This window comes from Kitasatospora phosalacinea, assembly GCF_000716545.1.
GTDB lineage: Bacteria > Actinomycetota > Actinomycetes > Streptomycetales > Streptomycetaceae > Kitasatospora > Kitasatospora phosalacinea.
Window position 1 is genome coordinate 39,548 of record NZ_JNWZ01000019.1, and the last position, 26,293, is coordinate 65,840.

Consider the following 26,293-nt stretch of genomic DNA (forward strand, 5'->3'; position numbering starts at 1 on the left):
TGCGGCGGTTCGCGGCACGGCGAGGAGGACGGTCGGGTGCACCTCAAGAGCCTGACCCTGCGAGGGTTCAAGTCCTTCGCCTCGGCGACCACCCTGCGCTTCGAACCCGGCATCACCTGCGTGGTCGGCCCCAACGGATCCGGCAAGTCCAACGTCGTCGACGCGCTCTCCTGGGTGATGGGCGAGCAGGGCGCCAAGTCGCTGCGCGGCGGCAAGATGGAGGACGTCATCTTCGCCGGCACCAGCGGGCGCCCCCCGCTCGGCCGCGCCGAGGTCAGCCTCACCATCGACAACACCGACGGCGCCCTGCCGATCGACTACTCCGAAGTCACCATCACCCGGACGATGTTCCGCAACGGCGGCAGCGAGTACGCGCTCAACGGCACCGTCTGCCGGCTGCTCGACATCCAGGAACTGCTCTCCGACTCCGGCATCGGCCGCGAGATGCACGTCATCGTCGGCCAGGGACAGCTCGACTCCGTCCTGCACGCCGACCCGATGGGGCGGCGCGCCTTCATCGAGGAGGCCGCCGGCGTCCTCAAGCACCGCAAGCGCAAGGAGAAGGCGCTGCGGAAGCTCGACGCGATGCAGACCAACCTCAACCGCGTCCAGGACCTGGTCGCCGAACTGCGCCGCCAGCTCGGCCCGCTGGGCCGCCAGGCCAGGATCGCCCGGCGGGCCGCCGGCATCCAGGCCGAACTGCGCGACGCCCGGCTGCGGCTGCTCGCCGACGACCTGCTCACCCTGCGCCGCGCCGTCGAGGCCGAGGTCGCCGACGAACTCGCGCTGAAGCTCCGCCGCACCACCGTCGAGCGGGAACTCGCCGCCGCGATCCAGCGCGAAGCCGTCCTGGAAGCCCAGGTCGAGCAGCTCGGGCCCGCCCTGGAGGCCGCCCGGCAGACCTGGTACCGGCTCTCCTCGCTCGCCGAGCGCACCCGCGGCACCATCGGGCTCGCCGAGGCCCGGGTGCGCGCCGCCGCCACCGCCGGACAGCTGGAGGAGCGCCGCGGCCGCGACCCGGAGGACCTCGAACACGAGGCCGAACGCGTCCGCGAGGAGGAGGCCGCCCTCGAAGAGGCCCTGGAGCAGGCGCGCTACGCGCTGGCCGAGGCCGTCGAGGAGCGCGCCGACCTCGAACGCGCCCTCACCGAGGAGGAGGCCCGGCTCAGGGCCGCCGCCCGGGCCATCGCCGACCGGCGCGAAGGAATCGCCCGGCTGCAGGGCGGCGCCGCCGCCGCCCGCTCCCGGGCCGCCGCCGCCGAAGCCGAGGCCGAACGGCTCGCCACCGCCCGTGACGAAGCCCGGCTGCGGGCCGCCGACGCCCAGCGGGAGTACGAGCGGATCCAGCGGCAGCACGAGGAGTTCACCGCCGGGGAGGGGGAGGGCGAGGAGCGCCACGACCGGGCCCGGGACGCGCTGCGGGACGCCGAGCGGGCGGCGTCGGCCGCCCGCGAGGCGCTCGCCGCCGCCGAGAAGGAGCGCGCCGCGCTCACCGCCCGGCACGACGCGCTCGCCCTCGGCCTGCGCCGCAAGGACGGCAGCGCCACCCTGCTCGGCCACCCCGGCGTGCTCGGCCCCGCCGCCGAACTCCTCACCGTCGCACCCGGGTTCGAGCTCGCCGTGGCCGCCGCCCTCGGCGCCGCCGCCGAAGCCGTCGCCGTCCGGGACGCGGACACCGCCGTCGACGCGCTCGCCCGGCTGCGCGCCGGGGACGCCGGCCGGGCCGCCCTGCTGATCGCGGACGGGGCGGGGCCGCACGAGCAGGCCCCGCCCGCGGGCGCGCGGTGGGCCGGGGCACTGGTCGGCGGCCCGCCCGCCGTCACCGCCGCCGCCCGGCGGCTGCTGGCGCGCACCGCCGTGGTCGAAGACCTCGACGCCGCCCGGGAACTGATCGCCGCGCACCCGCACTGGAGCGCGGTCACCCCGCACGGCGACCTGCTCTCCGCCACCCTCGCCCACGGCGGCTCACCCGGCGCGCCCAGCCCGCTGGAGACCCGGGCCGCCGTCGCCGAAGCCGCCCGCGGCATCGAGGAACTCGACGGACGCTGCGCCCGGCTGGCCGGCGAACTGGCCGCCGCCCGCGAACGGCGCGCCGAACTCGTCGCCGAGGTCGAACAGCTGGCCGCCCTCCGGCGCCGGGGCGAACAGCGCAGGGCCGAACTCGCCGGCGCCCTCGGCCGCTCCGGCGGCGCCGCCCGGGCCGCCGCCGACGAGGCCGAACGCACCGCCACCGCCGCCGCCGGAGCGGACGGCGCACTCGCCGGGGCCCGCACCGCCGCCGAGGAGCTCGCCGCCCGGCTCGCCGCCGCCGAGGAACTCGCCGACGGCGGCGAGGACGAACCCGACCCCGCCGAACGCGACCGGCTCGCCGCCGCCGCCTCCGCCGCCCGGCAGGCCGAGACGGAGTCCCGGCTCGCCGTCCGCACCCACGAGGAGCGCGTCCGCGGCCTGGCCGGCCGCGCCGACCAGCTCGACCGCGCCGCCCGCGCCGAGCGCGAGGCCCGCGCCCGCGCCGCCGAGCGCCGCGAACGCGCCCGCCGGGAGTCCGCCGTGGCCACCGCCGTCGCCGCCGGCGCCCGCCACCTGCTCGGCCGGATCAAGGAGACGCTCGCCGCCGCCGAGGACGAACGCGCCGCCGTCGAGGCCGACCGCGCCGCCCGCGAGGCCGAACTGCGGCAGTTCCGCGAGCACGGCCGCGCACTCAAGGCCGAGCTCGACCGCCTGGTCGACGCCGGCCACCGCGACGAGGTGCTGCGCGCCGAGAAGCGGCTGCGGATCGAACAGCTGGAGTCCAGGGCGCTGGAGGAGTTCGGCATCGAGGGCGGCGACCTGCTCGCCGGCTACGGGCCCGACCAGCCCGTCCCCGCCCCGCCGCCCGAGGACGGCCGGGGCGACGCGGACGGACCGGGGGCCGGCGAGCCCCGCCCCTACGTCCGGGCCGAGGTCGAGCAGCGGCTCAGGGCCGCCGAACGCGCCCACCAGCAGCTCGGCAAGGTCAACCCGCTCGCGCTGGAGGAGTTCGCCGCCCTGGAGGCCCGCCACCGGTTCCTCGGCGAACAGCTCGACGACCTGCGCAGGAGCCGCCGCGACCTGATGGACATCGTCCGCGACGTCGACGCCCGGGTCGAGCAGCTGTTCACCGCCGCCTACCACGACACCGCCGCCCAGTTCGAGGGAGTCTTCGCCCGGCTGTTCCCCGGCGGCGAGGGCCGGCTGCTGCTCACCGACCCGGAGAACATGCTCACCACCGGCGTCGAGGTCGAGGCCCGGCCGCCCGGCAAGAAGGTCAAACGGCTCTCGCTGCTCTCCGGCGGCGAACGCTCGCTGACCGCCGTCGCCCTGCTGGTGTCGATCTTCAAGGCCAGGCCCAGCCCGTTCTACGTCATGGACGAGGTCGAGGCCGCGCTCGACGAGACCAACCTGCGGCGGCTGGTCGGGATCATGGAGGAGCTGCGGGAGAGCTCCCAACTGATCGTCATCACCCACCAGAAGCTCACCATGGAGTCCGCCGACGCCCTGTACGGAGTCACCATGAAGGGCGACGGCATCTCGCAGGTGATCAGCCAGCGGCTGCGGGTACCCGGGCAGCCGGAACGCAAGGACGAGCACAGGACAGCGCTGGAACCCGCGGAGCCGGGCCCGGCATAGGCGCTAAGTGATACTGGACGGGTTATGGAATACGTGATCCTTGCCGTTGTCATCGCGGTGGTCGCCATCGGCGCGATCACCGGACTCGTCGTCTCCGGCAGACGACGCAAAGAACTGGACAAGCAGGGCCAGGCGCCGACCCTCACCGCGCCCGCCCCGGCCAAGCCCGCCGAGAGCGGGACCGCGCAGGGGGCCGCCGCGCCCCCCACCGCCTCCGGCGCCACCGAGGCGCCGGAGGCACCGGTCGAGGTGCCGGTCGAGGTGCCGGTCGAGGAACCGGCCGTCGAGGAGGTCCGGGTCGAGGAGGCCGAGGCCGCGCCCGCGGTCGAGGTGCCCGAGCCCACCGCCGGCCGCCTGGTCCGGCTGCGCTCCCGGCTCTCCCGCTCGCAGTCCACCCTCGGCAAGGGACTGCTCGCCCTGCTCTCCCGCGACCACCTCGACGAGGACACCTGGGAGGAGATCGAGGAGACCCTCCTCACCGCGGACGTCGGCGTCGGCGCCACCCAGGAGCTGGTCGACAACCTGCGCACCCGGGTCAAGGTGCTCGGCACCCGCACCCCCGACGAACTGCGCGGCCTGCTCCGCGAGGAGCTCGTCAACCTGATCGGCCCCGACGCCGACCGCACCGTCCGCTCGGTCAAGCACGAGGCCGGCCCGGCCGTGGTGCTGGTGGTCGGCGTCAACGGCGTCGGCAAGACCACCACCACCGGCAAGCTCGCCCGCGTCCTGGTCGCCGACGGCCGGAAGGTCGTCCTCGGCGCCGCCGACACCTTCCGCGCCGCCGCCGCCGACCAGCTGCAGACCTGGGGCGAGCGGGTCGGCGCGCACACCGTGCGCGGCCCCGAGGGCGGCGACCCGGCCTCGGTCGCCTTCGACGCCGTCAAGCAGGGCATCGCCGACGGCGTCGACACCGTCCTGGTCGACACCGCGGGCCGGCTGCACACCAAGACCGGCCTGATGGACGAGCTCGGCAAGGTCAAGCGGGTCGTCGAGAAGCACGGCCCGGTCGACGAGGTGCTGCTCGTGCTGGACGCCACCACCGGGCAGAACGGCCTGGTCCAGGCCCGGGTGTTCGCCGAGGTCGTCGACATCACCGGAATCGTGCTCACCAAGCTCGACGGCACCGCCAAGGGCGGCATCGTCATCTCGGTGCAGCGCGAGCTCGGCGTGCCGGTCAAGCTGATCGGCCTCGGCGAGGGCGCGGACGACCTCGCGCCGTTCGAGCCGGGCGCCTTCGTGGACGCGCTGCTCGGCTGAGACGAGCCCCGGCGGTCGGAGAGGTCCGTTCGAGGAGGAACCCCCTCCTGGGACGGACCTCTCCGTGCGTACCGGTGCGCCGCGGTCCTCAGCCGGCGAACTCGGTCTGCCGGTCGCGGGTGCGGTGGCAGGCGTAGGCCAGGGTGCCGAGCAGCAGGCGGGCCTCGGGCGGGGCGCCGTCCGCGGTCGGGCGGCGCAGCCAGCGCATCGGGCCGAGCGGGCCCAGCGGGGTGGGCGGGGCGGCCAGGTAGGAGCCGAGGCCGTGGCAGGTGAGGTCGAGCGAGGCGTCGTCCCAGCCCATCCGGTAGAGCAGGTCGGGCAGCCGCTCGGCGGTGCCGGGGGCGACGAACAGCAGCAGCCGCCCGGCCGGGGAGGCCAGCACCGGGCCGACCTGGGTGCCCATCCGCTCCAGCCGGACCAGGGCCTGCAGGCCGGGCTGGGCCGGTACGTCCAGCACGTCGAACTGATGGCCCGTCGGGAGGAGCAGCGGGGTGTCGGCCGGACATCGGGCGGCGAGCTCGGCGGCCGTCGCGCCGGGGGCGACCACCGGGCCGACCAGGCGGTGCAGGTTGGGCGCGGCGCAGTGCGGGAGGCCGCAGTCGCAGGCCGTCCCGGCGCGCGCGGTCGGGCTGCCGACGGCCAGCGTCCAGCCCCAGCGTCCGGAGTACTCGGCGGCGGCCTGCAGCGCGGTGGGCCGGGTGCGGCGGCCGAGGGGGGTGAACCGCAGGGTGCCGAAGAGCTTGTCCATGCCACCCCCAACCTCTTCCGGTCGCCGCTGGTTACGGGACGGTGACGGCGCGTCGCCGGTCGGGCGCGGGGTGCGTGGTGCGCCGGAGGCGTGCGCGGAGCGGTGCGCGCCGATCCGAGCGGCGCGGGCGAGCAGGCGCCTTGCACCGGCGCTTCGGATGCCGGATCGTCGTTGCCGCACGCGTGCCTCCGTCGGGTTCCGTCGGGTCCGGGCATGTGCCGGGGTCATGCCGGGCTGACACACAGTGAATCGCGCCCGCCGGTCCGGTAGTTCACCCGTGGGGGTGGCGAAAGGTGGCGTTTCTCCGGCGTTGCTCCCCCGGATGGCGGAGGGGCGCTACGTTCGGCATACGGAACGCAGCCGACCGGTCACGCGGGCGGCGACGAAAAGGGTCAGGGCGAATGCGGGGCCCCGGGTCGGGGCGGGATGGGGACGGTCCCATGGGTGAGAAGCAGCCGAACGAGAAGCTTGGCTCCTGGTTCGCGCGCAGCGGCTGGTCGAAGGGCGAGCTGGCGCGTCAAGTGAACCGCAGGGCACGGCAGATCGGCGCGCACCACGTCTCCACGGACACCTCACGGGTGCGCCGCTGGCTGGACGGCGAACAGCCGCGCGAGCCGATCCCGAAGATCATGTCGGAGCTGTTCTCGGAGCGCTTCGGCTCGGTGGTCTCGGTCGAGGACCTCGGCCTGCGCGCGGTGGTCCAGGTGACCACCGTCGGCAGCGGGGTCGACCTGCCCTGGAGCCCGCAGCAGACCGTGCAGGCGATCAGCGAGTACTCGCGCAGCGACCTGATGCTCAACCGCCGTGGTTTCCTGGGCACTTCGCTGGCGCTGACGGCCGGCGCGGCACTGATCGAGCCGATGCAGCGCTGGCTGACGCCCGGCCCGAACGGCGCGCCCACCCCGATCCTGGCGGCGGCCAACGGCGGCGAGCACTTCACCGGGCGGCTCTCCGAGCCGGAGATGCAGCTGCTGGAGCAGACCACCGAGATGTTCCGCAAGTGGGACGCGCAGAACGGCGGCGGCCTGCGCCGCAAGGCCGTGGTCGGTCAACTCCACGAGGTCACCGACCTGTTGCAGGAGAGCTACCCCGAGGCGATCACCAAGCGGCTGTTCCGGATCACCGCCGAACTCGCCCACCTGGCCGGCTTCATGTCGTACGACGTGGGCATGCACCCGAGCGCGCAGAAGTACTACGTGCTGGCGCTGCACGCGGCCAAGGAGGCCGGCGACCGCCCGTTCGGGGCGCACGTGCTGACCGACATGAGCCGGCAGATGATCCACCTCAACCGCGGCGAGGACGCGCTGGAGCTGATCCACCTCGCCCAGTACGGCAGCCGGGACACCGCCACCGCCCGCCAGCAGTCGCTGCTGTACGCGATGGAGGCGCGGGCGTACTCCAACATCGGCGAGCTCAACCGGTGCGCCCGGGCGGTCCGGCTGTCGGAGGACACCTTCAGCGACATCAAGGAGAGCAACGAGGAGACGCCGAACTGGCTCAAGTTCTTCTCGTACGCCGAGCTGTGCGCGGAGAACGGGCACTCCTACCGGGACCTGGCGTACACCTCGGACCACGGCGCGGCGATGGCCAAGCCCGCCGAGCGGCTGATCACCGAGGCGGTCGACCGGTTCCGGGACGACCAGGACCACGTCCGCACCTACGCGTTCAACCTGGTCGGGATGGCCTCGGTGCGGCTGCTGCAGAACGAGCCGGAGGACGCGGCGAAGTTCTGCGAGGAGGCGGTCGACATCGCCAAGAAGGTCCGCTCCGAGCGGCTGAACACCCGGGTCCGCAAGACCTCCGAGGCCGCCAGCCGGGACTTCCGCGGCGCGCCCGGGGTGGACCGGCTGGCCGAGCGGGTGGTGCACGACATCCCGGAGTTCGTCTCGGTGGTCTGACCCCCACGGGCCCACGGGCCCCCGCAGCCCTCGTCGCCCACGGCCGTCCGCCCCCGTCCGGACGGCCGTCGGCGTATAACACGCGCTGTCCAGTACGCGTCACCTGCCGTGGTTCACGTGCCCGTAACGGGCGCGTCGACCGCGTCACTGCGGCGAAACACCGTGCCGCATCGGCGGAAACCAGCCTTCGGCACTCTCCTCTCATCGCCGACACGCCGGGATGGCACGGGACAGGTATCCCGGTCGTGGTGCGGCTCTCATTTCGGAGGAGACGCCGATGCCGGACGGCTTCAGCGCGGGCGATACCGCCTTTGTGTTCATCTGTGCGGCCCTGGTCATGTTGATGACCCCGGGCCTGGCCTTCTTCTACGGAGGCATGGTCAGGGTCAAGAGCACCCTCAACATGCTGGTGATGAGCTTCATCTCACTGGCCATCGTCACGGTGCTCTGGGTCCTGTACGGCTACACGCTGGCCTTCGGGCCGGACGCGGGGGCGGGCCTGATCGGCAACCTCGACTACCTGGGCATGCGCGGCATCGACCTGAACGCGCTGACCGGGACGATCCCGGTGACCGGCTTCGCCGCCTTCCAGCTGATGTTCGCGATCATCACCCCGGCGCTGATCAGCGGCGCCATCGCGGACCGGGCGAAGTTCGCGGCCTGGAGCCTGTTCGTGGCGCTCTGGGTGACGGTCGTGTACTTCCCGGTCGCGCACTGGGTGTTCTTCTTCGACGGCGGCAACGGCGGCTGGCTCGGCGACCGCAACGGCGTGATCGACTTCGCCGGCGGCACCGCGGTGCACATCAACGCCGGCGCGGCGGGCCTGGCCCTGGCCCTGGTGCTGGGCAAGCGGATCGGCTTCAAGAAGGACCCGATGCGCCCGCACAGCCTCCCGCTGGTGATGCTCGGCTCCGGCCTGCTGTGGTTCGGCTGGTTCGGCTTCAACGCCGGCTCGGCGCTGGCCGCCAACGGCGTGGCGGGCATGGCCTTCGTCAACACCCAGGTCGCCACCGCCGCCGCCGTCCTCGGCTGGCTGGCCTACGAGAAGATCCGGCACGGCGCGTTCACCACCCTCGGCGCCGCCTCCGGCGCGGTGGCCGGCCTGGTCGCCATCACCCCGGCCTGCGGCTCGGTCTCCCCGCTCGGCTCGATCGCGATCGGCCTGATCGCCGGCGCGCTGTGCGCCGCGGCGATCAGCCTGAAGTACAAGTTCGGCTTCGACGACTCGCTCGACGTGGTCGGCGTCCACCTGGTCGGCGGCATCGTCGGCTCGCTGCTGATCGGCTTCTTCGCCACCGGCCACGTCGGCCAGACCGCGTCCGGCCTGTTCTACGGCGGCGGCCTGGACCAGCTCGGCAAGCAGGCGTTCGGCGTGGTCGTGGTCCTGGTCTACTCCTTCGTGCTCTCCTGGCTGCTGGGCCAGGCGATCCAGAAGACCATCGGCTTCCGGGTCTCCGAGGACGTCGAGGTGTCCGGCATCGACCAGGCCGAGCACGCCGAGTCCGCCTACGACTTCACCGCCGTCGGCGCCAGCCTCGTCCGCACCGCGGCCCCCGCCGCCGTCCCCGCCAGCGCCGAGAAGACCGAGGTCGACGCCCGATGAAGCTCATCACCGCCGTCATCAAGCCGCACCGCCTGGACGAGGTCAAGGACGCCCTGCAGGCGTTCGGGATGCACGGGCTGACCGTCACCGAGGCCAGCGGCTACGGCCGGCAGCGCGGCCACACCGAGGTCTACCGGGGCGCCGAGTACACCGTCGACCTGGTGCCGAAGGTCCGGATCGAGATACTGGTCGACGACGAGGACGCCGAGCAGTTGATCGACGTGGTCGTCAAGGCGGCCCGCACCGGGAAGATCGGCGACGGCAAGGTCTGGTCGATCCCGGTCGAGACCGCCGTCCGGGTCCGCACCGGCGAGCGCGGCCCCGACGCCCTCTGACCACCCGCCCCTCCGATCCACTCCGACCCACTCTGATCCACCGCCGAAAACCCTCCTGGCGGACCTGCCCTCCCGGCAGGTCCGCCGAAGGCGTATCCGGCGCCCGCACGCACCGGGAGCAGACGTGAGCAGCACCGACCCCGCCGAGTACGGCTACCCGGCCGAACGCGCCCGCCTGCTGGCCGACCCCGTCGCCACCGGCCCGCAGCGCCGGGCCGCCCTCGCCCGGCTCACCGACCACTGGCTCGCCGGCCTCTACCGGATGGCCGGCGCCCCCGCCGGCACCGCCCTGGTCGCCGTCGGCGGCTACGGCCGGGCCGAGCTCTCCCCGCGCAGCGACCTGGACGTGCTGCTGCTGCACGAGGGACCGCTCGCCGCCGACCTCGCCGAACGCGTCTGGTACCCGGTCTGGGACAGCGGCGTCGCCCTCGACCACGCCGTCCGCACCCCCGGCGAGGCCCGCGCGGTCGCCGCCGAGGACCTCAAGGTCCAGCTCGGCCTGCTCGACGCCCGCCACCTGGCCGGCGACCCGCGGCTCACCGCCGACCTGCGCTCCGTCGTCCTCGCCGACTGGCGCGCCGCCGCGCCCCGGCGCCTCCCGGAGCTGCGGGAGCTCGGCCGGGCCCGGGCCGAACGCCACGGCGAGCTGTCCTTCCTGCTCGAACCCGACCTCAAGGAGGCCCGCGGCGGCCTGCGCGACCTGGTCGCCCTCGACGCGATCGCCGCCACCTGGCTCGCCGACGCCCCCCGCGACGGCCTGGACGCCGCCGCCCGCACCCTCGCCGACGTCCGCGACGCCCTGCACCTGACCACCGGGCGGGCCACCGAGCGACTCTCCCTGCAGGACCAGGACCAGGTCGCCGAACGCCTCGGCGTGCTCGACGCCGACACCCTGCTGCGGCAGGTCTACCAGGCCGCCCGCACCATCGCGTACGCCGGCGACGTCACCTGGCGCGCCGTCGACCGGGTGCTGGCCGAGCGCGGCCGGTCCGCGCCCCGCCGCGCCGTCCGGTTCGGCTTCCCGTTCAACGGCGCCCGGCGCGCCCCGCTCGGCCCCGCCACGGCCGAGCGCCGCCCGCTCGCCGAGGGCGTGGTCGAGCAGGACGGCGAGGCGGTGCTCGCCCAGGCCGCCCGGCCCGCCACCGACCCAGTGCTGCCGCTGCGCGCCGCCGCCGCGGCCGCCCAGGCCGGGCTGACCGTCGGCTACGCCACCGTGCGCCGGCTCGCCGCCGAGACCGGGCCGCTGCCGGTGCCCTGGCCCGACGAGGCCCGCGCGCAGCTGGTCACCCTGCTCGGCGCCGGCGAGGCCTGCCTGCCGGTGTGGGAGGCGCTGGAGGCCGAGGGGCTGATCAGCCGGATGCTGCCCGACTGGGAGCGCGTCCGCTGCCGGCCGCAGCGCAACGCCGTGCACCGCTGGACCGTCGACCGCCACCTGATCGAGACCGCGGTCAAGGCCGCCGCGATGACCCGCCGCACCGCCCGTCCCGACCTGCTGCTGGTCGCCGCCCTGCTGCACGACCTCGGCAAGGGCTGGCCCGGCGACCACTCCGAGGCCGGCGAGGTGATCGTCCGCGACGTCGCCGTCCGGATGGGCTTCGACAAGCACGACACCGACACCCTGGCGCTGCTGGTGCGCCACCACCTGACGCTGGTCGACACCGCCACCCGCCGCGACCCCGACGACCCCGCCACCGCCGACCTGATGGCCAAGACCGTCGGCACCCAGACCCACCTGGAACTGCTGCACGCCCTCACCGAGGCCGACGCCACCGCCACCGGCCCCGCCGCCTGGTCCGCCTGGCGGGCCTCGCTGGTCGCCACCCTGGTCGAGCGCACCGCCGCCCGGCTGGCCGGCGACACCCCGCCGCCCGCCGCCGACCCCGAGGTCACCGCCGACCAGGAGCGCCTCGCCGTCGAGGCCGCCCGCACCGGCGCCCCCGCGCTCGCCCTGACCGCGCACGCCGAACCCGCGCCGGACGGCGGCGGCGCCGAGCCGATGGGCGTCGAACTCACCCTGGCCATCCCCGACCGCCCCGGCCTGCTCGGCACCGTCGCGGGCGTGCTCGCCGTGCACCGCCTCGCGGTCCGCAAGGCGGGCGTGCGCGAACTCGACCCGGTCGGCGCCGGGCCCGTCCTGCTGCTGTCCTGGACGGTCGCCGCCGAGTACGGCGACCTGCCCGAGGCCGCCCGGCTCCGGGCCGACCTGCGCCGCGCCCTGGACGGCTCGCTGGACGTCGCCCGCAAGCTCGCCGAACGCGACGCCGCCGCGCCGCGCCGCCGCGGCATCAGCACCCCGCCGCCGGTGGTCACCGTCGCCCCGCACGACGCCTCGCGCTCCGCCACCGTGCTGGAGGTCCGGGCGCACGACGCGCCCGGCCTGCTGCACCGGATCGGCCGCGCCCTGGACGCCTCCGGCGTGCGGGTCCGCACCGCGCACGTCTCCACCCTCGGGGCGGAGGCCGTCGACGCGTTCTACCTCACCTCCACCGACGGCGGCCCGCTGCCGGCGGGCCGCGCCGAGGAGGTCGCGAGGGCGGTCCGGGCCGCCCTGGGGGCGCACTGACCGGCTGTTCCCGCCGGGGCGCAGACCGGCCGCCGGGGTACGGCTACCCTTGGGGGCGACGACAGTACCCGTACTCGATGCCGCAAGGGACCCGCGACCGACGTGTTCGACACTCTCTCCGACCGCCTCGCAGCGACGTTCAAGAACCTCCGGGGCAAGGGCCGTCTCAGCGAGGCGGACATCGACGCCACCGCGCGCGAGATCCGGATCGCCCTGCTGGAGGCGGACGTCGCGCTCCCCGTGGTCCGCGCCTTCATCAAGCAGGTCAAGGAACGCGCCCTCGGTTCCGAGGTCTCCGGCGCGCTGAACCCGGCCCAGCAGATCATCAAGATCGTCAACGAGGAGCTGATCAGCATCCTCGGTGGCGAGACCCGCCGCCTCCGGTACGCCAAGACCGGCCCGACCGTGATCATGCTGGCCGGCCTCCAGGGCGCGGGCAAGACCACGCTGGCCGGAAAGCTCGGCCACTGGCTCAAGAGCCAGAAGCACACCCCGCTGCTGGTCGCCTGCGACCTCCAGCGCCCCAACGCCGTCACCCAGCTCGGCGTCGTCGCGGAGCGGGCCGGCGTCGCCTTCTACGGCCCGCAGCCCGGCAACGGCGTCGGCGACCCGGTGCAGGTCGCCCGCGACTCCATCGAGTACGCCAAGCAGAAGCAGTACGACGTCGTCATCGTCGACACCGCCGGCCGCCTCGGCATCGACGCCGAACTGATGCAGCAGGCCGCCGACATCCGGGCCGCGGTCGACCCGGACGAGGTCCTGTTCGTGGTCGACGCCATGGTCGGCCAGGACGCGGTCACCACCGCCCAGGCCTTCCTCGAGGGCGTCGACTTCACCGGCGTGGTGCTCTCCAAGCTCGACGGCGACGCGCGCGGCGGCGCCGCGCTCTCGGTCGCCCACGTGACCGGCCGCCAGATCATGTTCGCCTCCAACGGCGAGAAGGTCGACGACTTCGACGCCTTCCACCCGGACCGGATGGCCTCGCGCATCCTCGGCATGGGCGACGTCCTCTCGCTGATCGAGAAGGCCGAGCAGACCTTCTCCCAGGCCGAGGCCGAGAAGATGGCCGCCAAGCTCCAGGGCGGCGGCAAGGACTTCACGCTCGACGACTTCCTGTCGCAGCTGGAGCAGGTCCAGAAGATGGGCTCGATCTCCAAGCTGCTCGGCATGCTCCCCGGCATGGGCCAGATCCGGGAGCAGATCAACAACCTGGACGACAAGGACGTCAACCGGGTCGGCGCGATCATCAAGTCGATGACCCCGGCCGAGCGGACCGACCCCAAGATCATCAACGGCTCGCGCCGGCTGCGCATCGCCAAGGGCTCCGGCGTCCAGGTCGGCGAGGTCTCCGGCCTGGTCGAGCGGTTCTTCGAGGCCCGCAAGATGATGTCGGCGATGGCCTCCGGCAAGGGCATCCCCGGCATGCCGGGCATCCCCGGGATGGGCGGCGGCGCCAAGCGCTCCGGCAAGAAGGCCCCGGTCGCCAAGGGCAAGCGCAAGAGCGGCAACCCGCTCAAGCGCGCCCAGGAGGAGGCCGCCGCCGCCGAGCGCAGGGCCCTCGGCCCCGGCCAGGGCGCCCAGCCCGGCGGCGCGTTCGGCGTCCAGCCCGGCAAGGGCCCGGCGGACTTCGAACTCCCCAAGGAGTTCAAGGACCTGCTGTAGGCGGGCCACCGGGGGCGCGGGGAGCCTGCTGTGCGTCCTCCCGCGTCCCCGCCGCTCGTCCGCGCCCGGCCTGGGCCAGAATGGGCCAATGCGCGTGACGATCCGAGCCCCCCGCCCCGATGACGTCGTTCCCTACGCCGAGGCGGTGCGGCGCTCCGCCCCGCACATCGGGCGGTGGAACCCGGTCGAGCCGGACGCCATGCCCGACCTGCTGAGCCGTCAAGGCGCGGGCCTGCGGACGTTCATGATCGTCGACACCGAGACCGGCGGCCTGGTCGGCAAGTGCAACGTGGCCAACATCGTGATGGCGCGGTTCTGCAACGGCGTGCTGGGCTACGACTCGTACCTGCCGTTCGCCGGGACGGGCCGGATGTCGGAGGGCATGCGGCTGGTGGTGGAGCGCTGCTTCACGCCGCCGGAGCGGGGCGGGCTGGGGCTGCACCGGCTGGAGATCAACGTCCAGCCGGACAACGAGCGGTCGATCGCGCTGGCCCGCCGGCTGGGCTTCCGGCACGAGGGCTTCACGCCGCGGATGCTGTTCCTGCAGGACGCCTGGCGCGACCACGAGCGGTTCGCGCTGACCGCGGAGGAGTGGCCGACGCCGGTGCGCTGAGCGGGGCCGGCCGCGGCGTTGCGCCCCGCCCCCGGTGCGCGGTGTCCGTATCGTCCGACGCGTGAGCAACCCCGTGCCGCCGCGTCAGACCCCCGACCAGCCCTGGCGGTCCGAGGGGGCCCCGCCCCCGCCGTCGCCGAAGAAGAAGATGCCGGGCGGCTGGACGGGCCTGATCCTCACCGCACTGGTGGTGTTCCTGCTGTCGGACGTCCTGCTGAGCTTCTTCGGCAACGGCGGCTCGACCACGATCTCGTACACCGAGTTCAACAAGCAGCTCGACAGCGGGAACATCACCAAGATCTACTCCAAGGGCGACGCCATCGAGGGCACGCTCAAGGACGAGCGGCCCAAGCCGGACGGGGAGAAGGGCGACTACACGGAGTTCACCACCCAGCGCCCGGCGTTCGCCGGCGACAACCTCTGGGGCACCCTGCAGTCGCAGAACGTCGAGGTGACGGCCCGTCCGGTGGTGCAGCAGCGCAGCTTCCTGGCGAACCTGCTGATCTCGCTGGCGCCGATGCTGCTGCTGATCCTGGTGTGGGTGCTGCTGGCCCGCCGGATGGCCGGCGGGATCGGCGGCGGCCCGCTCGGCCGCAAGGCCCCGCCGAAGCCGGTGGACACCAGCCAGGGCGAGCGCACCACCTTCCAGGACGTGGCCGGCATCGACGAGGTCGAGGCCGAACTCGGCGAGGTGGTCGACTTCCTGAAGAACCCGCAGGCGTACCGCAGGCTCGGCGCGAAGATGCCGCGCGGCGTCCTGCTGTCCGGCCCGCCCGGCACCGGCAAGACGCTGCTGGCCCGCGCCGTCGCGGGCGAGGCCGACGTGCCGTTCTTCTCCGCCTCGGCCTCCGAGTTCATCGAGATGATCGTCGGCGTCGGCGCCAGCCGGGTCCGCGAACTGTTCGCCGAGGCCCGCAAGGTCGCCCCCGCGATCGTCTTCATCGACGAGATCGACACCATCGGCCGGCAGCGCGGCGGCGGGGGCGGCATGGGCGGCCACGACGAGCGCGAGCAGACGCTCAACCAGATCCTCACCGAGATGGACGGGTTCTCCGGCTCCGAGGGCGTGATCGTGATCGCCGCGACCAACCGCGCCGAGGTCCTCGACCCGGCCCTGCTGCGCCCCGGCCGGTTCGACCGCCGGATCACCGTCAGCCCGCCCGACCGGGCCGGCCGCGAGCAGATCCTGAGGATCCACACCCGCCGGGTGCCGCTGGCCGAGGGCACCGACCTGGACACCGTCGCCCGCAGCACGCCCGGCATGACCGGCGCCGACCTGGCCAACCTGGTCAACGAGGCCGCGCTGATCGCCGTCAAGCGCAAGCAGGACGCGGTCGACCAGGCCAACCTCTCCGAGGCCCTGGAGAAGGTCCAACTCGGCGCGGTGCGCCCGCTGGTGATGCCCCGGCAGGAACGCGAGCGCACCGCCTTCCACGAGTCCGGGCACGCCCTGCTCGGCATGCTCCAGCCCGGCGCCGACCCGGTCCGCAAGATCACCATCGTGCCGCGCGGCCGCGCCCTCGGCGTCACCCTCTCCACCCCCGACACCGACCGCTACTCCTACACCGAGCCCTACCTGCGCGGCCGGATCATCGGCGCGCTCGGCGGGATGGCCGCCGAGCAGGTGGTCTACGGGGTGGTGACCACCGGCTCCGAGAGCGACCTCGAACAGCTCACCACCATCGCCCGCTCGATGGCCGGCCGCTGGGGCATGAGCGAGCGGGTCGGCCGGGTCACCGCCGTCCCCGACGACAGCCAGTCCCCGTACGGCCTGGCCGCCGCCCCCACCACGCTGGACGCGGTCGACGAGGAGGCCCGCCGGATCGTCGCCGAGTGCTGGGAGGAGGCCGTGGCCCTGCTGAACCGGCACCGCGACCGGCTCGACGCGCTGGCCGCCGCCCTGCTGGAGGCCGAGACCCTGGACGAGGCCGCCGCGTACGCCGCCGCCGGGCTCAGCCGGTCCTGACGCCGCTACCCGCGGGGCCTGGTCCCCACCGCCCAGCGGAACTCGTTCGCCATCCGCACCGAGCCGTCCGGGCGCAGGAACGGGTGCAGCGCCTCCTCCAGCTCCTTGGCCACCAGCGCCGTGCCCGCGGCCTCCTCGGCCCGGTCGAACAGGCCGGTGGAGAGCAGGCCGCGGACCGCCGAGTCCAGGCCCGCGTAGGCGAACGGGCAGGCCACCCGCCCGCCCCCGGACGGGCGCGTCCCGGCCGCGGCGAGCAGCGACTCCAGTGCGCCCGGCCCGGCCGCCGCGAACGGGTCCGGCGCGCCGAGCGGGGCGTGCCGTCGGGCCACCTCCAGCACGGCGGCGCTCTCGCAGCGCTCCGCCGGGCCCCAGGAGGCCACCACCACCTGCCCGCCGGGCAGTGCGCGGGCGGCCGCCCGGGCGACCAGCGCGGGCACCGGCGGCTGCTCGAAAACGGTCACCAGGGAGTGCGCCGGGCGGGGGACGGGGTGCGCCGAACGGGCGACGCCCTCCGCTGGCCCGCCGGGCGACACCTGCAGCCCGCGGGCCGCCGCCAGCTCCCGCAGCCCGCCGTCCGCCTCCACCCCCGCGACCTGCGCGCCGCGCCCGGCGGCGAGCAGCAGCGCCAGCCCGGACCGGCAGCCGACGCCCAGTAGGCTGGTGGCCGCGCCGACCTCGAGCCGCCGGTAAACGTCCTGGTAGAGGGGGACGAGCATGCGCTCCTGGATCTCCGCCCAGTCCCGCGCCCGACCGCCGCGCCCCGTCGGCCCGTCCGTCCGGATCCGGTCCACGGTGCTGCCGGTCACCTGCGCTGAAGCCATCGCGGCCTCCCATTCGGTCCTCGGAATCGGCTGCGGCCCCCGCAGCCCTGCCCCCCGGCCCCCCTCCCAGCGAACAGCGGGCCGCCCCCGCCGTCCAGAGGGGTGCGAGCAGGTATCCGTGCGCCGCGGGTGTGCGCCCCGGGGTGTGCGCGGGCGCGTCGCGGTCCGGCGGGGCCGGCGGGTCCGGCGCGGCCCCCGAGCCCGGCGGGTCCGGCGGGTCCGGCGGCCGCGCGGCCGTACGGTGAACCGGATTCACGGTCCGGCCCCGGTTTTCCGTACCATTCGGCCCATGGCTAAGGCACCCGTTCTCACCCCCCAGGCGGAAGACTTCCCCCGCTGGTACCAGGACCTCATCAACAAGGCAGAGCTGGCCGACAACGGTCCGGTCCGGGGCACCATGGTCATCCGACCGTACGGCTACGGCCTGTGGGAGCGGATGCAGCAGGAGATGGACGCGCGGATCAAGAAGGCCGGCGCCCAGAACGCCTACTTCCCGATGTTCATCCCGCAGTCCTACCTGACCAAGGAGGCCGAGCACGTCGAGGGCTTCGCCCCCGAGCTCGCGGTGGTCACCCACGGCGGCGGCAAGGAACTGGAGGAGCCGGTCGTCGTCCGGCCCACCTCCGAGACCATCATCAACGAGTACTTCTCCAAGTGGGTGCAGAGCCACCGCGACCTGCCGCTGCTGATCAACCAGTGGGCCAACGTGGTCCGCTGGGAGCTGCGCCCGCGCGTCTTCCTGCGCACCACCGAGTTCCTCTGGCAGGAGGGCCACACCGCCCACGCCACCTACGAGGACGCCCGCGCGTACGCCTCGCGGATCCACACGGACGTCTACGGCGACTTCATGACCAACGTGCTCGGCATCGACGTGGTGCTCGGCCGCAAGACCGCCAAGGAGCGGTTCGCCGGCGCCATCAACACCCTCACCCTCGAGGGCATGATGCGCGACGGCAAGGCGCTGCAGATGGGCACCAGCCACGAGCTGGGCCAGAACTTCGCCAAGGCGTTCAACACCACCTACCAGCTGCAGGGCGCCGAGCGCGAGTACGTCTGGCAGACCTCCTGGGGCGTCTCCACCCGCATGGTCGGCGGCCTGATCATGTCCCACGGCGACGACAACGGCCTGCGGGTGCCGCCGCGGCTGGCCGCCGTGCAGGCCGTGGTGCTCGCCATCAAGGGCGAGGACGCGGTGCTGGCGAAGGTCCGCGAGATCGGCGCCCAGCTGGAGGCCGCGGGCGTCCGGGTGGTCGTCGACGACCGCACCGACACCCCGTTCGGCCGCCGCGCCGTGGACTGGGAGCTCAAGGGCGTCCCGCTGCGCATCGAGGTCGGCCCGCGCGACCTGGAGGCCGGCACCGCGATGCTGGTCCGCCGGATCGCCGGCGGCAAGGAGCCGGTCGCGGTCGACTCCCTGGCCGCGATCGTCCCCGGCATCCTGGAGGAGGACCAGGCGCAGCTGCTGCGCGAGTCCCGCGAGCGCCGCGAGGCCCGCACCGTGGACGTCAAGAGCATCGACGAGGCCGTCGAGGCCGCGGCCACCGGCTGGGGCCGGATCTCCTGGGCCGACCTCGGCCCCGAGGGCGAGGCCAAGCTGGCCGAGCAGGGCGTTTCGGTGCGCTGCCTGATCGCCGCGGACGGCGGCGTTCCGGCCGCCGACGACCAGCCCGGCAACCTCGCCCTGGTCGCCCGCGCGTACTGACCCGGACCGCGGGCCGGGGCCCGGAGAATTCCGGAACCCCGGTTCGCGTGCTGGCAGTTGAGACTACTGACCAGTCAACTCCCCGAGGTACCCCACAAGCGGTACGGTATACGGCCCGTGGCCCTGTCAATTTTCGGACAGGTCGCGGGCCGTCCGTCGTGGGGATGTTGGGCTCCGCGGCGGGTGCCGAAGCCCGGCGAAGCCCGCCGGGTCCACACGTGCAGGGGGTTGGTCTTGCGTCAGTCCGGAGTCGCGCAATTCGCGCGCGAAAGTGCGTTCCTGAGAGTCCGCTGGGAATTCCCGAACGCGGGTGCCCGTCGGAACATCGGCTCTCTCCCCATCGTTGGTACAGCGTGAGCACGACACAGCCCCTCGTCCTCGCGGCCGAACTGGCCGCCGCCTGGAGCGACATCCAGGCCCACCACCGGGACCTGCCCGACCTGGCGTCGCCCGAGGCGCTGATCGGCGAGTCCTCGTCCGCCTGCGGCACCCAGCTCAACTTCGAGCGACTGCTGCACGAGGCCGCCCACGGCCTGGCCGCCGCCCGGGAGATCCGCGACACCTCGCGGGCCGGCCGCTACCACAACCGCCGCTTCCTGCTGCTCGCCTCCGAGCTGGGCCTGGCCCACCCGGTCGAGCCGCACGCCAGCAGCGGCTTCTCCCAGGTGACGATGGGGCACGAGACCCGCGACCGCTACGCCGAGACCATCGAGCGTCTCGACCGCGCGCTCGGGGCGCACCAGCTCGCCGTGGCCGGCGAGGGCAGCCACCGCGCCTTCCGCGGGCCGGCCGCGCGGCACGGCTCCTCGGGCGGCGGCGTCCGGGTCAAGGCGGTGTGCGGCTGCGGTCGCAACGTCCGCGTGGTCCCGTCCGTGCTGGCCCAGGCCGCGATCGTCTGCGGCGCCTGCCAGCAGCCGTTCAAGATCGCCTGAACCCTGCGCACGACTCCGGACCGAACGGTGTCCGCGGGCGGGCGCCGTCTGGCCGGAACGGGTGCTTGACCGGAACGGATGCTTGACCGGACGACGCCCGGCTGGGCCTCGTTCCGCCGGATCTCGTTCGACCGGCCGGCGTTCGACCGGACGGTGTTCGACCGGGATGCGTTCGACCGGGTTGCGGGCGGGGTGCCCGCGGCCCGTCGGGATCGCCGCTGTCGCCGGGGCCGGAAGGCCCGACGGCGCCGGGGGGTCCTGCCCGTACCGCGCGGGGGCGCGGTTCGGGGGGACCTTCGGCGGTGTGGCAGAATGGATGGCTGAGTACCCGGCAGCCAAGACAGGACCCTCTCTCCTAACGGCTGGCGTGTCCCTTGAACGGCACCTCGCGCCGCGGCCCCACGCGGCGGAGCGCTGCTCACCCACGTCAAAACCAGGAGAATCCACACCCGTGGCTGTCAAGATCAAGCTGAAGCGTCTGGGCAAGATCCGTTCCCCGCACTACCGCATCGTCGTCGCCGACTCGCGCACCAAGCGTGACGGCCGCGCGATCGAGGAGATCGGCATCTACCAGCCGACCTACAACCCCTCGAAGATCGAGGTCGACGGCGAGCGCGCCCAGTACTGGCTGTCCGTCGGCGCCCAGCCGACCGAGCCGGTGCTCGCCATCCTCAAGCTGACCGGCGACTGGCAGAAGTTCAAGGGCCTGCCGGCTCCGGAGCCGCTGAAGGTGGCCGAGCCCAAGGTCGAGGACTTCTCGCACCTGTTCGCCAAGGCCGTCGCCGGCTTCGAGGACGCCACCACCGGTGTCGCCATCACCCCGAAGGCCAAGAAGTCGGACAAGGCTGACGAGGCCGAGGCCGCTTCCACCGAGGCCTGAGCATGATCGAGGAAGCCCTCGACCACCTGGTGAAGGGCATCGTCGAGCACCCCGACGAGGTGCAGGTCCGTTCGCGCAACCTGCGCCGCGGCCACACCATCGAGGTGCGAGTGCACCCTGAGGACCTCGGCAAGGTGATCGGCCGGGGCGGCCGCACGGCACGCGCGCTGCGCACCGTGGTCGGCGCCCTGGGCGGCCGCAACGTCCGGGTCGACCTGGTCGACGTGGACAGCCTCCGCTGACCTCCGCCCGACCGCCGAGGGCGCCGACCGCCTAGGTCGGCCACCGGGTTTCAGGACCGACCGGGACGCATCCGTCCCGGTCGGTCCTTCCTGTTTCCGGGGCACCCCGCCCCCTTCCAGTGCCACCACCTCTCAGGAGAACGATCACCGTGCAGCTCGTCGTCGGCAGGATCGGCCGTGCCCACGGCATCCGGGGGGACGTCAGCGTCGAAGTCCGCACCGACGAGCCGGAACTGCGGCTCGGGCCCGGCGCGGTCCTCCTCACCGACCCCGCCGCCATCGGACCGCTGACCGTCGAGACCGGCCGGGTGCACAGCGGACGGCTGCTGCTGCGCTTCGCCGGCGTCAAGGACCGCACCGCCGCCGAGGCCCTGCGCGGCACCATGCTGATCGCCGAGGTCGACCCGGACGAGACGCCCGACGACCCGGACGAGTACTACGACCACCAGCTCATCGGGCTGGACGTGGTGCTCGCCGACGGCACCCCGGTCGGCGAACTCACCGAGGTGGTCCACCTCCCGTACCAGGACCTGCTCACCGTCCAGCGCGCCGACGGCACCGAGGTGCTGATCCCGTTCGTCGAGCAGATCGTGCCCACCATCGACCTCGACGAGCAGCGCGTCGTCATCACCCCGCCCCCCGGCCTGATCGACGAGGTCGACGCGCCCGCCGCGACCGGCCGCGAGGGCGCGGACGAGGGCACGGGTGCGGGTGAGGGCGCGGACGAGGGCACGGACGCGGGCTCGGACTCGCGCCCGGGCTCGGGCTCGGGCGCCGACGGGAACGGTGGCGGCGCGTGAGCGACATGCGGATCGACGTCGTCACGATCTTCCCCGAGTACCTGGAGCCGCTGAACGTCTCCCTGGTCGGCAAGGCACGGGCCCGCGGCCAGTTGGACGTGCACCTGCACGACCTGCGGTCGTGGACCACCGACATCCACCGCACCGTGGACGACACGCCCTACGGCGGCGGCCCCGGCATGGTGATGAAGCCCGAGCCGTGGGGCGCCGCGCTGGACGCCGTCCTGGCCGCCGGGCCCGAGGGCGAGGTGCCGACCCTGGTGGTGCCCACCCCCAGCGGACGCCCCTTTACCCAGGAGCTCGCACAGGACCTCGCCGGCCGCCCCTGGCTGGCCTTCGCGCCCGCCCGCTACGAGGGCATCGACCGGCGGGTCATCGAGGAGGCCGCGACCCGGATGCCGGTGGTCGAGACCTCCATCGGCGACTACGTGCTGGCCGGCGGCGAGGTCGCCGTGCTGGTGATGGTCGAGGCGATCGCCCGGCTGCTGCCCGGCGTGCTGGGCAACGCCGAGTCGCACCGCGACGACTCCTTCGCCCCCGGCGCCATGGCCGACCTGCTGGAGGGCCCGGTGTACACCAAGCCGGCCGAGTGGCGCGGCCGGGAGGTGCCGGAGATCCTGCTCAGCGGCCACCACGGGAAGATCGCCCAGTGGCGGCGCGAGCAGGCGTTCGCCCGTACCCTCGCCAACCGGCCCGACCTGGTGGCCCGTTGGCGGCGCGAGGCGTTCAGCAAGAAGGAGCGCGAAGCGCTCAGCGTCCTGGGCCTGGCCTGGGACGAGGCCACCGGCCGATTTCGGTCCGTGGCCGAGCCTGTGGAACAATAGGCGACTGTTGTCTGTCGCCGGGCTCCCGTCACGGGAGTCAGTGGACCGGTGCCCCCGCCACGGGGGGATCACCGCCAGCCGAAGCGGCCCGCAGCACCACCCAATCAAGACGATGATCCGTGGGCGGCCCGTGGCGCCTGCGATGGAGAGCAACGATGAGCAACAAGCTCGCTGCTGTCGACGCGGCCTCGCTGCGCACCGACGTCCCCGCCTTCCGTCCCGGCGACACCCTCAAGGTGCACGTCCGAGTCATCGAAGGCAGCCGCTCGCGCGTCCAGGTCTTCCAGGGCGTTGTCATCCGTCGTCACGGCGCCGGCATCGGTGAGACCTTCACCGTTCGCAAGGTCAGCTTCAACGTCGGTGTCGAGCGCACCTTCCCGGTGCACACCCCGGTCGTCGAGAAGATCGAGGTCGTGACCCGCGGTGCGGTTCGCCGCGCCAAGCTGTACTACCTGCGTGACCTCCGCGGCAAGGCCGCGAAGATCAAGGAGAAGCGCGACGCGTGATCGCACGGGCTCGACGGGGGTCGGCCCTCCTTCCGGTGTAGACCGGGGGGATAAGCTCACCCCCGATGAGCACGTACGAGCCACCGACGGACCGCGACGGCAGTCCCGCACCCACGGGTGCGGATTCGCCGACGCGGTCCGCCGTCGTTTCCGCCCCCGGAGCAGCTCCCGACCCCGGCCCGGCTACTGGCGCGGGCGCTGGTGCGGCCACTGGTCCGGGCGCCGACGCGGGTGCTGGTTCGGATGCCGGTTCGGATGCCGGTGAGAGCGACGACGTCGACAGCGCCGACGGTGACGGCGCCAGCGGTGACAACGCCGACGGTCATGGCGGGCGGCGGTGGACGCGGGACCTGCTGTGGATCGGCGCGGTGTGCGTGGTCGTGCTGCTGCTGGTGAACGCCTTCGTGGCACGGCCGTTCGCGGTGCCGTCCGGCTCGATGGAGGGGACGCTGGAGCCGGGTGACCGAGTGCTGGTCAACCAGCTCGCGTACGCCTTCGGCGGGCACCCCCAGCGGGGCGACGTGGTGGTCTTCGACGGCATCGGCTCCTTCCTGCCGTACCAGGACGAACCCTCCGGGCTGAAGCGGCTGTTGGTCGGGGCCGGCCTCGCCCCGGCCGGGGACACGGTCTACGTGAAGCGGGTGATCGGCGTCGGCGGGGACCGGATCACCTGCTGCGGCACCGACGGCCGGCTGAAGGTCAACGGGGTGGCGCTGGACGAGAGCGCCTACCTGTTCCCCGGCGACGCGCCGTCGGCGGTGCCCTTCGACATCGTGGTCCCCAAGGGCAAGCTCTGGGTGATGGGCGACCACCGCGGCGCCTCCCGCGACTCCCGCGACCACCTCGGCGAGCCCGGCGGCGGAGCCGTGCCCGAGGACAAGGTGATCGGCCGCGCCGCCTGGGTGATGTTCCCCCTCGGCCGCGCCTCCTCCCTCGACCGGCCGGCGGCGTTCGCCGCGATTGAGGGGACCGGTGGCCATGGGGAGCAGAGGTAGACCCAGGACCGCCCCCGACGGCCCGTCCGGCTCCACCGGCGGCCCGGGCCGCGACACCCGGACTGGACCCGGACCCGGCTCCGAGCCCGAGTCCGTGTACCTGCCGTCCGGGGACGGGACGGAGGACGCGGACGACCGGGACGGTGGTACGGGTACGGGCGCAGGCACGGGCCCGTACACCGGCACTGCCCCCGGCACTGGCGGGGACGGCGCGGCCGAGGCGGGGAGCCGTCCCGTCCGGGGCCGGGCCGAGCGCCGCCGCGCCGCCAAGCGTGTCGCGCGCCGCAGCCGGCGCTCCTTCCTGCGCGAGCTTCCGGTGATCGTGCTGGTCGCCCTGGTGATCGCGCTGGTGATGAAGACCTTCCTGCTCCAGGTGTTCGTGATCCCCTCCGGTTCGATGGAACAGACCCTGCGGATCGGTGACCGGGTCGTCGTGGACAAGTTCACCCCGTGGTTCGGCGCCGAGCCGGAGCGCGGCGAGGTGGTGGTCTTCAAGGACCCGGGCGGCTGGCTGGAGAACGACCACAAGCCGTCCGCCGACGGTCCCGTGATGCGGAACGTGAAGTCGCTGTTCTCCGCGGTGGGGCTCCTCCCTTCCGACGACGAACGGGACTTGATCAAGCGGGTGATCGGCGTCGGCGGCGACACCGTGGAGTGCTGCGACGAGCACGGCCGGGTGAGCGTGAACGGCACCCCGCTGGACGAGCCGTACGTCGCGCCCGGGAACTCGCCCTCGCGGATCACCTTCAAGGTGACGGTGCCCGCGGGCCGGCTCTGGGTGATGGGCGACCACCGCGACCTGTCCGCCGACTCCCGCTACCACATGGGCAATCCGGGCTCCGGGACGATCCCGGTGGAGAACGTGGTGGGGCGCGCCTTCGTGGTCGCCTGGCCGCTCTCCCACTTCGGTCAACTGGACGTTCCCGATTCACTCTCCTCCCTGCCGGGGCGGGCCGCGGGATCGGCGGCCCCCGGGCCGGTTCCTGCGGAACCCCCGCTCGTTATGGGTGTGTTGGGCGTCCTTCCGTTCCTCGTCCGGTACCGCGGGCCTCGTCGGAGGGACGGGCCGGTGGCCGACTGACGTTCCGGCCGGCGCGTGGGAGCACGGGCGCGTCGACCGGGAGTGATAGAGAAGTGTGAAGTGCTCGGTTCCGGCCTGGTGTCGGGCCTGCCCCCGTAGGGCAAGCCAGAGGCGGGTCCTCGGCCGATCTCAGAGTGTGGTGCCCGCTGTGCGGCACTGGTGAGCGCGGGCGCGCAGGCGTCCGCACAGCAGGGAGGAGATGTCGTGGGGGATCTGGTGATCGGTGCCCGCTCAGGTGCTCCGGAGCCCGACGGGGAACCCGTGGGCAACCAGGAGGGGGCGCACGCCGGCGACGGCGAGGCGCCCCGGGACGCCGAGGCCGGGGCGGAAGCCGACGGGAACGAGGCGGCACCGCCCAAGAAGGCACCCAAGCAGCGTTCCTTCTGGAAGGAGCTGCCGATCCTGATCGGCATCGCGCTGATCCTGGCCCTGGTGATCAAGACCTTCTTCGTCCAGGCGTTCTCGATCCCCTCGGGGTCGATGGAGAACACGCTCCAGGTCGGCGACCGCGTCCTGGTCGACAAGCTCACCCCCTGGTTCGGCGCCGAGCCGGAGCGCGGCGAGGTCGTGGTCTTCAAGGACCCGGGCGGCTGGCTGAACGACGAGCCGACCCAGCGCAGTGACAACTCCTTCGTGCGCGGCGTGCAGGACGTGTTCAGTTTCATCGGCCTGATGCCGTCCAGCGACGAGAAGGACCTGATCAAGCGCGTCATCGCGGTCGGCGGCGACACCGTGGAGTGCCAGGGCTCCGGCCCGGTCAAGGTGAACGGCGTGGCGCTCGACGAGCCGTACATCTTCCCCGGCAACACCCCGTGCGGGGAGAAGCCGTTCGGGCCGGTGAACGTGCCCAAGGGCAGGATCTGGGTGATGGGCGACCACCGCGGCAACTCCCTGGATTCGCGGTACCACATGGACCAGCCCGGTGGCGGCACCGTGCCGGTGGACAACGTGGTCGGCCGTGCGTTCGTGGTGGCCTGGCCGATCGGCGACTGGGCGACGCTGCCCGTGCCCGACACCTTCGACCAGAAGGGCCTCTCCGCCGCCGGACCGCTCGCTCCGACGACGGCCGGTACGGCGCTCGCCGTCCCCGCCGTGTGGTGGCTGCGCCGGCGCCGCCGCTGACCGGACACCGACCGGCCGGGTACGCCTCTTGCGCGGGCCGTGGTACTGGCGAGTAATCTGCTCGCACGTGCCGCGGCCCGCAGCGCTGTCCGGAC

21 protein-coding genes are annotated in these 26,293 nt (G+C 73.7%); 19 read left to right on the forward strand and 2 right to left on the reverse strand.

Annotation, left to right across the window (positions count from 1 at the left end):
• Nucleotides 1–36 precede the first annotated feature (36 nt).
• Both smc and ftsY read left to right on the forward strand, forming a co-directional pair.
• Nucleotides 37–3,648: a chromosome segregation protein SMC gene (gene smc / locus OO48_RS12125; RefSeq protein WP_033215128.1), complete on the forward strand. Its 3,612-nt coding sequence runs from the start codon at nt 37–39 to the stop codon at nt 3,646–3,648.
• Nucleotides 3,649–3,672: 24 nt separating this feature from the next.
• On the forward strand, nt 3,673–4,905 hold the full coding sequence (gene ftsY, locus OO48_RS12130) for a signal recognition particle-docking protein FtsY (RefSeq protein WP_033215129.1): 1,233 nt from the start codon (nt 3,673–3,675) through the stop codon (nt 4,903–4,905).
• Between the two features lie 88 nt (nt 4,906–4,993).
• On the opposite strand, the gene OO48_RS12135 is transcribed toward ftsY, so the two are convergent.
• Entirely contained in the window at nt 4,994–5,653 is a 660-nt protein-coding gene (locus OO48_RS12135; protein WP_033215130.1) for a bifunctional DNA primase/polymerase, read from the reverse strand.
• A 401-nt stretch (nt 5,654–6,054) separates the two neighbouring features.
• Here OO48_RS12135 and nsdA point away from each other — a divergent pair, with 401 nt between their 5' ends.
• From nsdA to ftsH, 7 genes are all read left to right on the forward strand, one after another.
• Nucleotides 6,055–7,551 (forward strand): transcriptional repressor NsdA, encoded by a 1,497-nt coding sequence (nsdA, locus tag OO48_RS12140; RefSeq protein WP_051732043.1) that lies wholly within the window; start codon nt 6,055–6,057, stop codon nt 7,549–7,551.
• A gap of 277 nt (nt 7,552–7,828) precedes the next feature.
• Nucleotides 7,829–9,154: an ammonium transporter gene (locus tag OO48_RS12145; protein ID WP_033215133.1), complete on the forward strand. Its 1,326-nt coding sequence runs from the start codon at nt 7,829–7,831 to the stop codon at nt 9,152–9,154.
• Entirely contained in the window at nt 9,151–9,489 is a 339-nt protein-coding gene (locus tag OO48_RS12150) for a P-II family nitrogen regulator (RefSeq protein ID WP_033215135.1), read from the forward strand. The genes OO48_RS12145 and OO48_RS12150 overlap by 4 nt, the downstream gene beginning before the upstream one ends.
• Nucleotides 9,490–9,613: 124 nt before the next feature.
• Nucleotides 9,614–12,052 (forward strand): [protein-PII] uridylyltransferase, encoded by a 2,439-nt coding sequence (locus OO48_RS12155; RefSeq protein ID WP_033215136.1) that lies wholly within the window; start codon nt 9,614–9,616, stop codon nt 12,050–12,052.
• 102 nt (nt 12,053–12,154) lie between these two features.
• Nucleotides 12,155–13,714, forward strand: a complete 1,560-nt coding sequence (gene ffh, locus OO48_RS12160) for a signal recognition particle protein (RefSeq protein WP_033215138.1) — start codon at nt 12,155–12,157, stop codon at nt 13,712–13,714.
• Between the two features lie 88 nt (nt 13,715–13,802).
• Nucleotides 13,803–14,327, forward strand: a complete 525-nt coding sequence (locus tag OO48_RS12165) for a GNAT family N-acetyltransferase (RefSeq protein WP_033215140.1) — start codon at nt 13,803–13,805, stop codon at nt 14,325–14,327.
• Between the two features lie 61 nt (nt 14,328–14,388).
• Nucleotides 14,389–16,293 (forward strand): ATP-dependent zinc metalloprotease FtsH, encoded by a 1,905-nt coding sequence (gene ftsH / locus OO48_RS12170; protein ID WP_033215142.1) that lies wholly within the window; start codon nt 14,389–14,391, stop codon nt 16,291–16,293.
• Between the two features lie 5 nt (nt 16,294–16,298).
• Here ftsH and OO48_RS12175 read toward each other — a convergent pair whose 3' ends face one another.
• Complete coding sequence (locus OO48_RS12175) at nt 16,299–17,114, reverse strand: SAM-dependent methyltransferase (RefSeq protein ID WP_245194605.1); 816 nt, start codon at nt 17,112–17,114, stop codon at nt 16,299–16,301.
• 289 nt (nt 17,115–17,403) lie between these two features.
• Here OO48_RS12175 and proS point away from each other — a divergent pair, with 289 nt between their 5' ends.
• The 10 genes from proS to lepB (OO48_RS12225) all read left to right on the forward strand — a co-directional run bounded on the left by proS (nt 17,404) and on the right by lepB (OO48_RS12225) (nt 26,198).
• Nucleotides 17,404–18,816: a proline--tRNA ligase gene (proS, locus tag OO48_RS12180; RefSeq protein ID WP_033215144.1), complete on the forward strand. Its 1,413-nt coding sequence runs from the start codon at nt 17,404–17,406 to the stop codon at nt 18,814–18,816.
• Nucleotides 18,817–19,169: 353 nt separating this feature from the next.
• Nucleotides 19,170–19,748, forward strand: coding sequence for a hypothetical protein (locus tag OO48_RS12185; RefSeq protein ID WP_033215146.1), 579 nt, complete (start codon nt 19,170–19,172; stop codon nt 19,746–19,748).
• A 451-nt stretch (nt 19,749–20,199) separates the two neighbouring features.
• Nucleotides 20,200–20,628, forward strand: a complete 429-nt coding sequence (gene rpsP, locus OO48_RS12190) for a 30S ribosomal protein S16 (protein ID WP_014138264.1) — start codon at nt 20,200–20,202, stop codon at nt 20,626–20,628.
• 2 nt (nt 20,629–20,630) lie between these two features.
• The gene (locus OO48_RS12195; RefSeq protein ID WP_033215152.1) at nt 20,631–20,870 is read left to right on the forward strand and encodes an RNA-binding protein; all 240 of its coding nucleotides are present in this window, start codon (nt 20,631–20,633) and stop codon (nt 20,868–20,870) included.
• A 149-nt stretch (nt 20,871–21,019) separates the two neighbouring features.
• The gene (gene rimM / locus OO48_RS12200; protein WP_051732045.1) at nt 21,020–21,670 is read left to right on the forward strand and encodes a ribosome maturation factor RimM; all 651 of its coding nucleotides are present in this window, start codon (nt 21,020–21,022) and stop codon (nt 21,668–21,670) included.
• Nucleotides 21,671–21,675: 5 nt separating this feature from the next.
• Entirely contained in the window at nt 21,676–22,494 is an 819-nt protein-coding gene (gene trmD, locus OO48_RS12205; protein ID WP_033215221.1) for a tRNA (guanosine(37)-N1)-methyltransferase TrmD, read from the forward strand.
• 155 nt (nt 22,495–22,649) lie between these two features.
• Complete coding sequence (rplS, locus tag OO48_RS12210; RefSeq protein WP_033215154.1) at nt 22,650–23,000, forward strand: 50S ribosomal protein L19; 351 nt, start codon at nt 22,650–22,652, stop codon at nt 22,998–23,000.
• A gap of 65 nt (nt 23,001–23,065) precedes the next feature.
• Nucleotides 23,066–23,995: a signal peptidase I gene (gene lepB / locus OO48_RS36150; protein WP_033215155.1), complete on the forward strand. Its 930-nt coding sequence runs from the start codon at nt 23,066–23,068 to the stop codon at nt 23,993–23,995.
• Nucleotides 23,996–24,089: 94 nt separating this feature from the next.
• Nucleotides 24,090–25,076, forward strand: coding sequence for a signal peptidase I (gene lepB / locus OO48_RS34380; protein WP_051732046.1), 987 nt, complete (start codon nt 24,090–24,092; stop codon nt 25,074–25,076).
• A 204-nt stretch (nt 25,077–25,280) separates the two neighbouring features.
• Nucleotides 25,281–26,198, forward strand: coding sequence for a signal peptidase I (lepB, locus tag OO48_RS12225; protein ID WP_106970301.1), 918 nt, complete (start codon nt 25,281–25,283; stop codon nt 26,196–26,198).
• Nucleotides 26,199–26,293 lie beyond the last annotated feature (95 nt).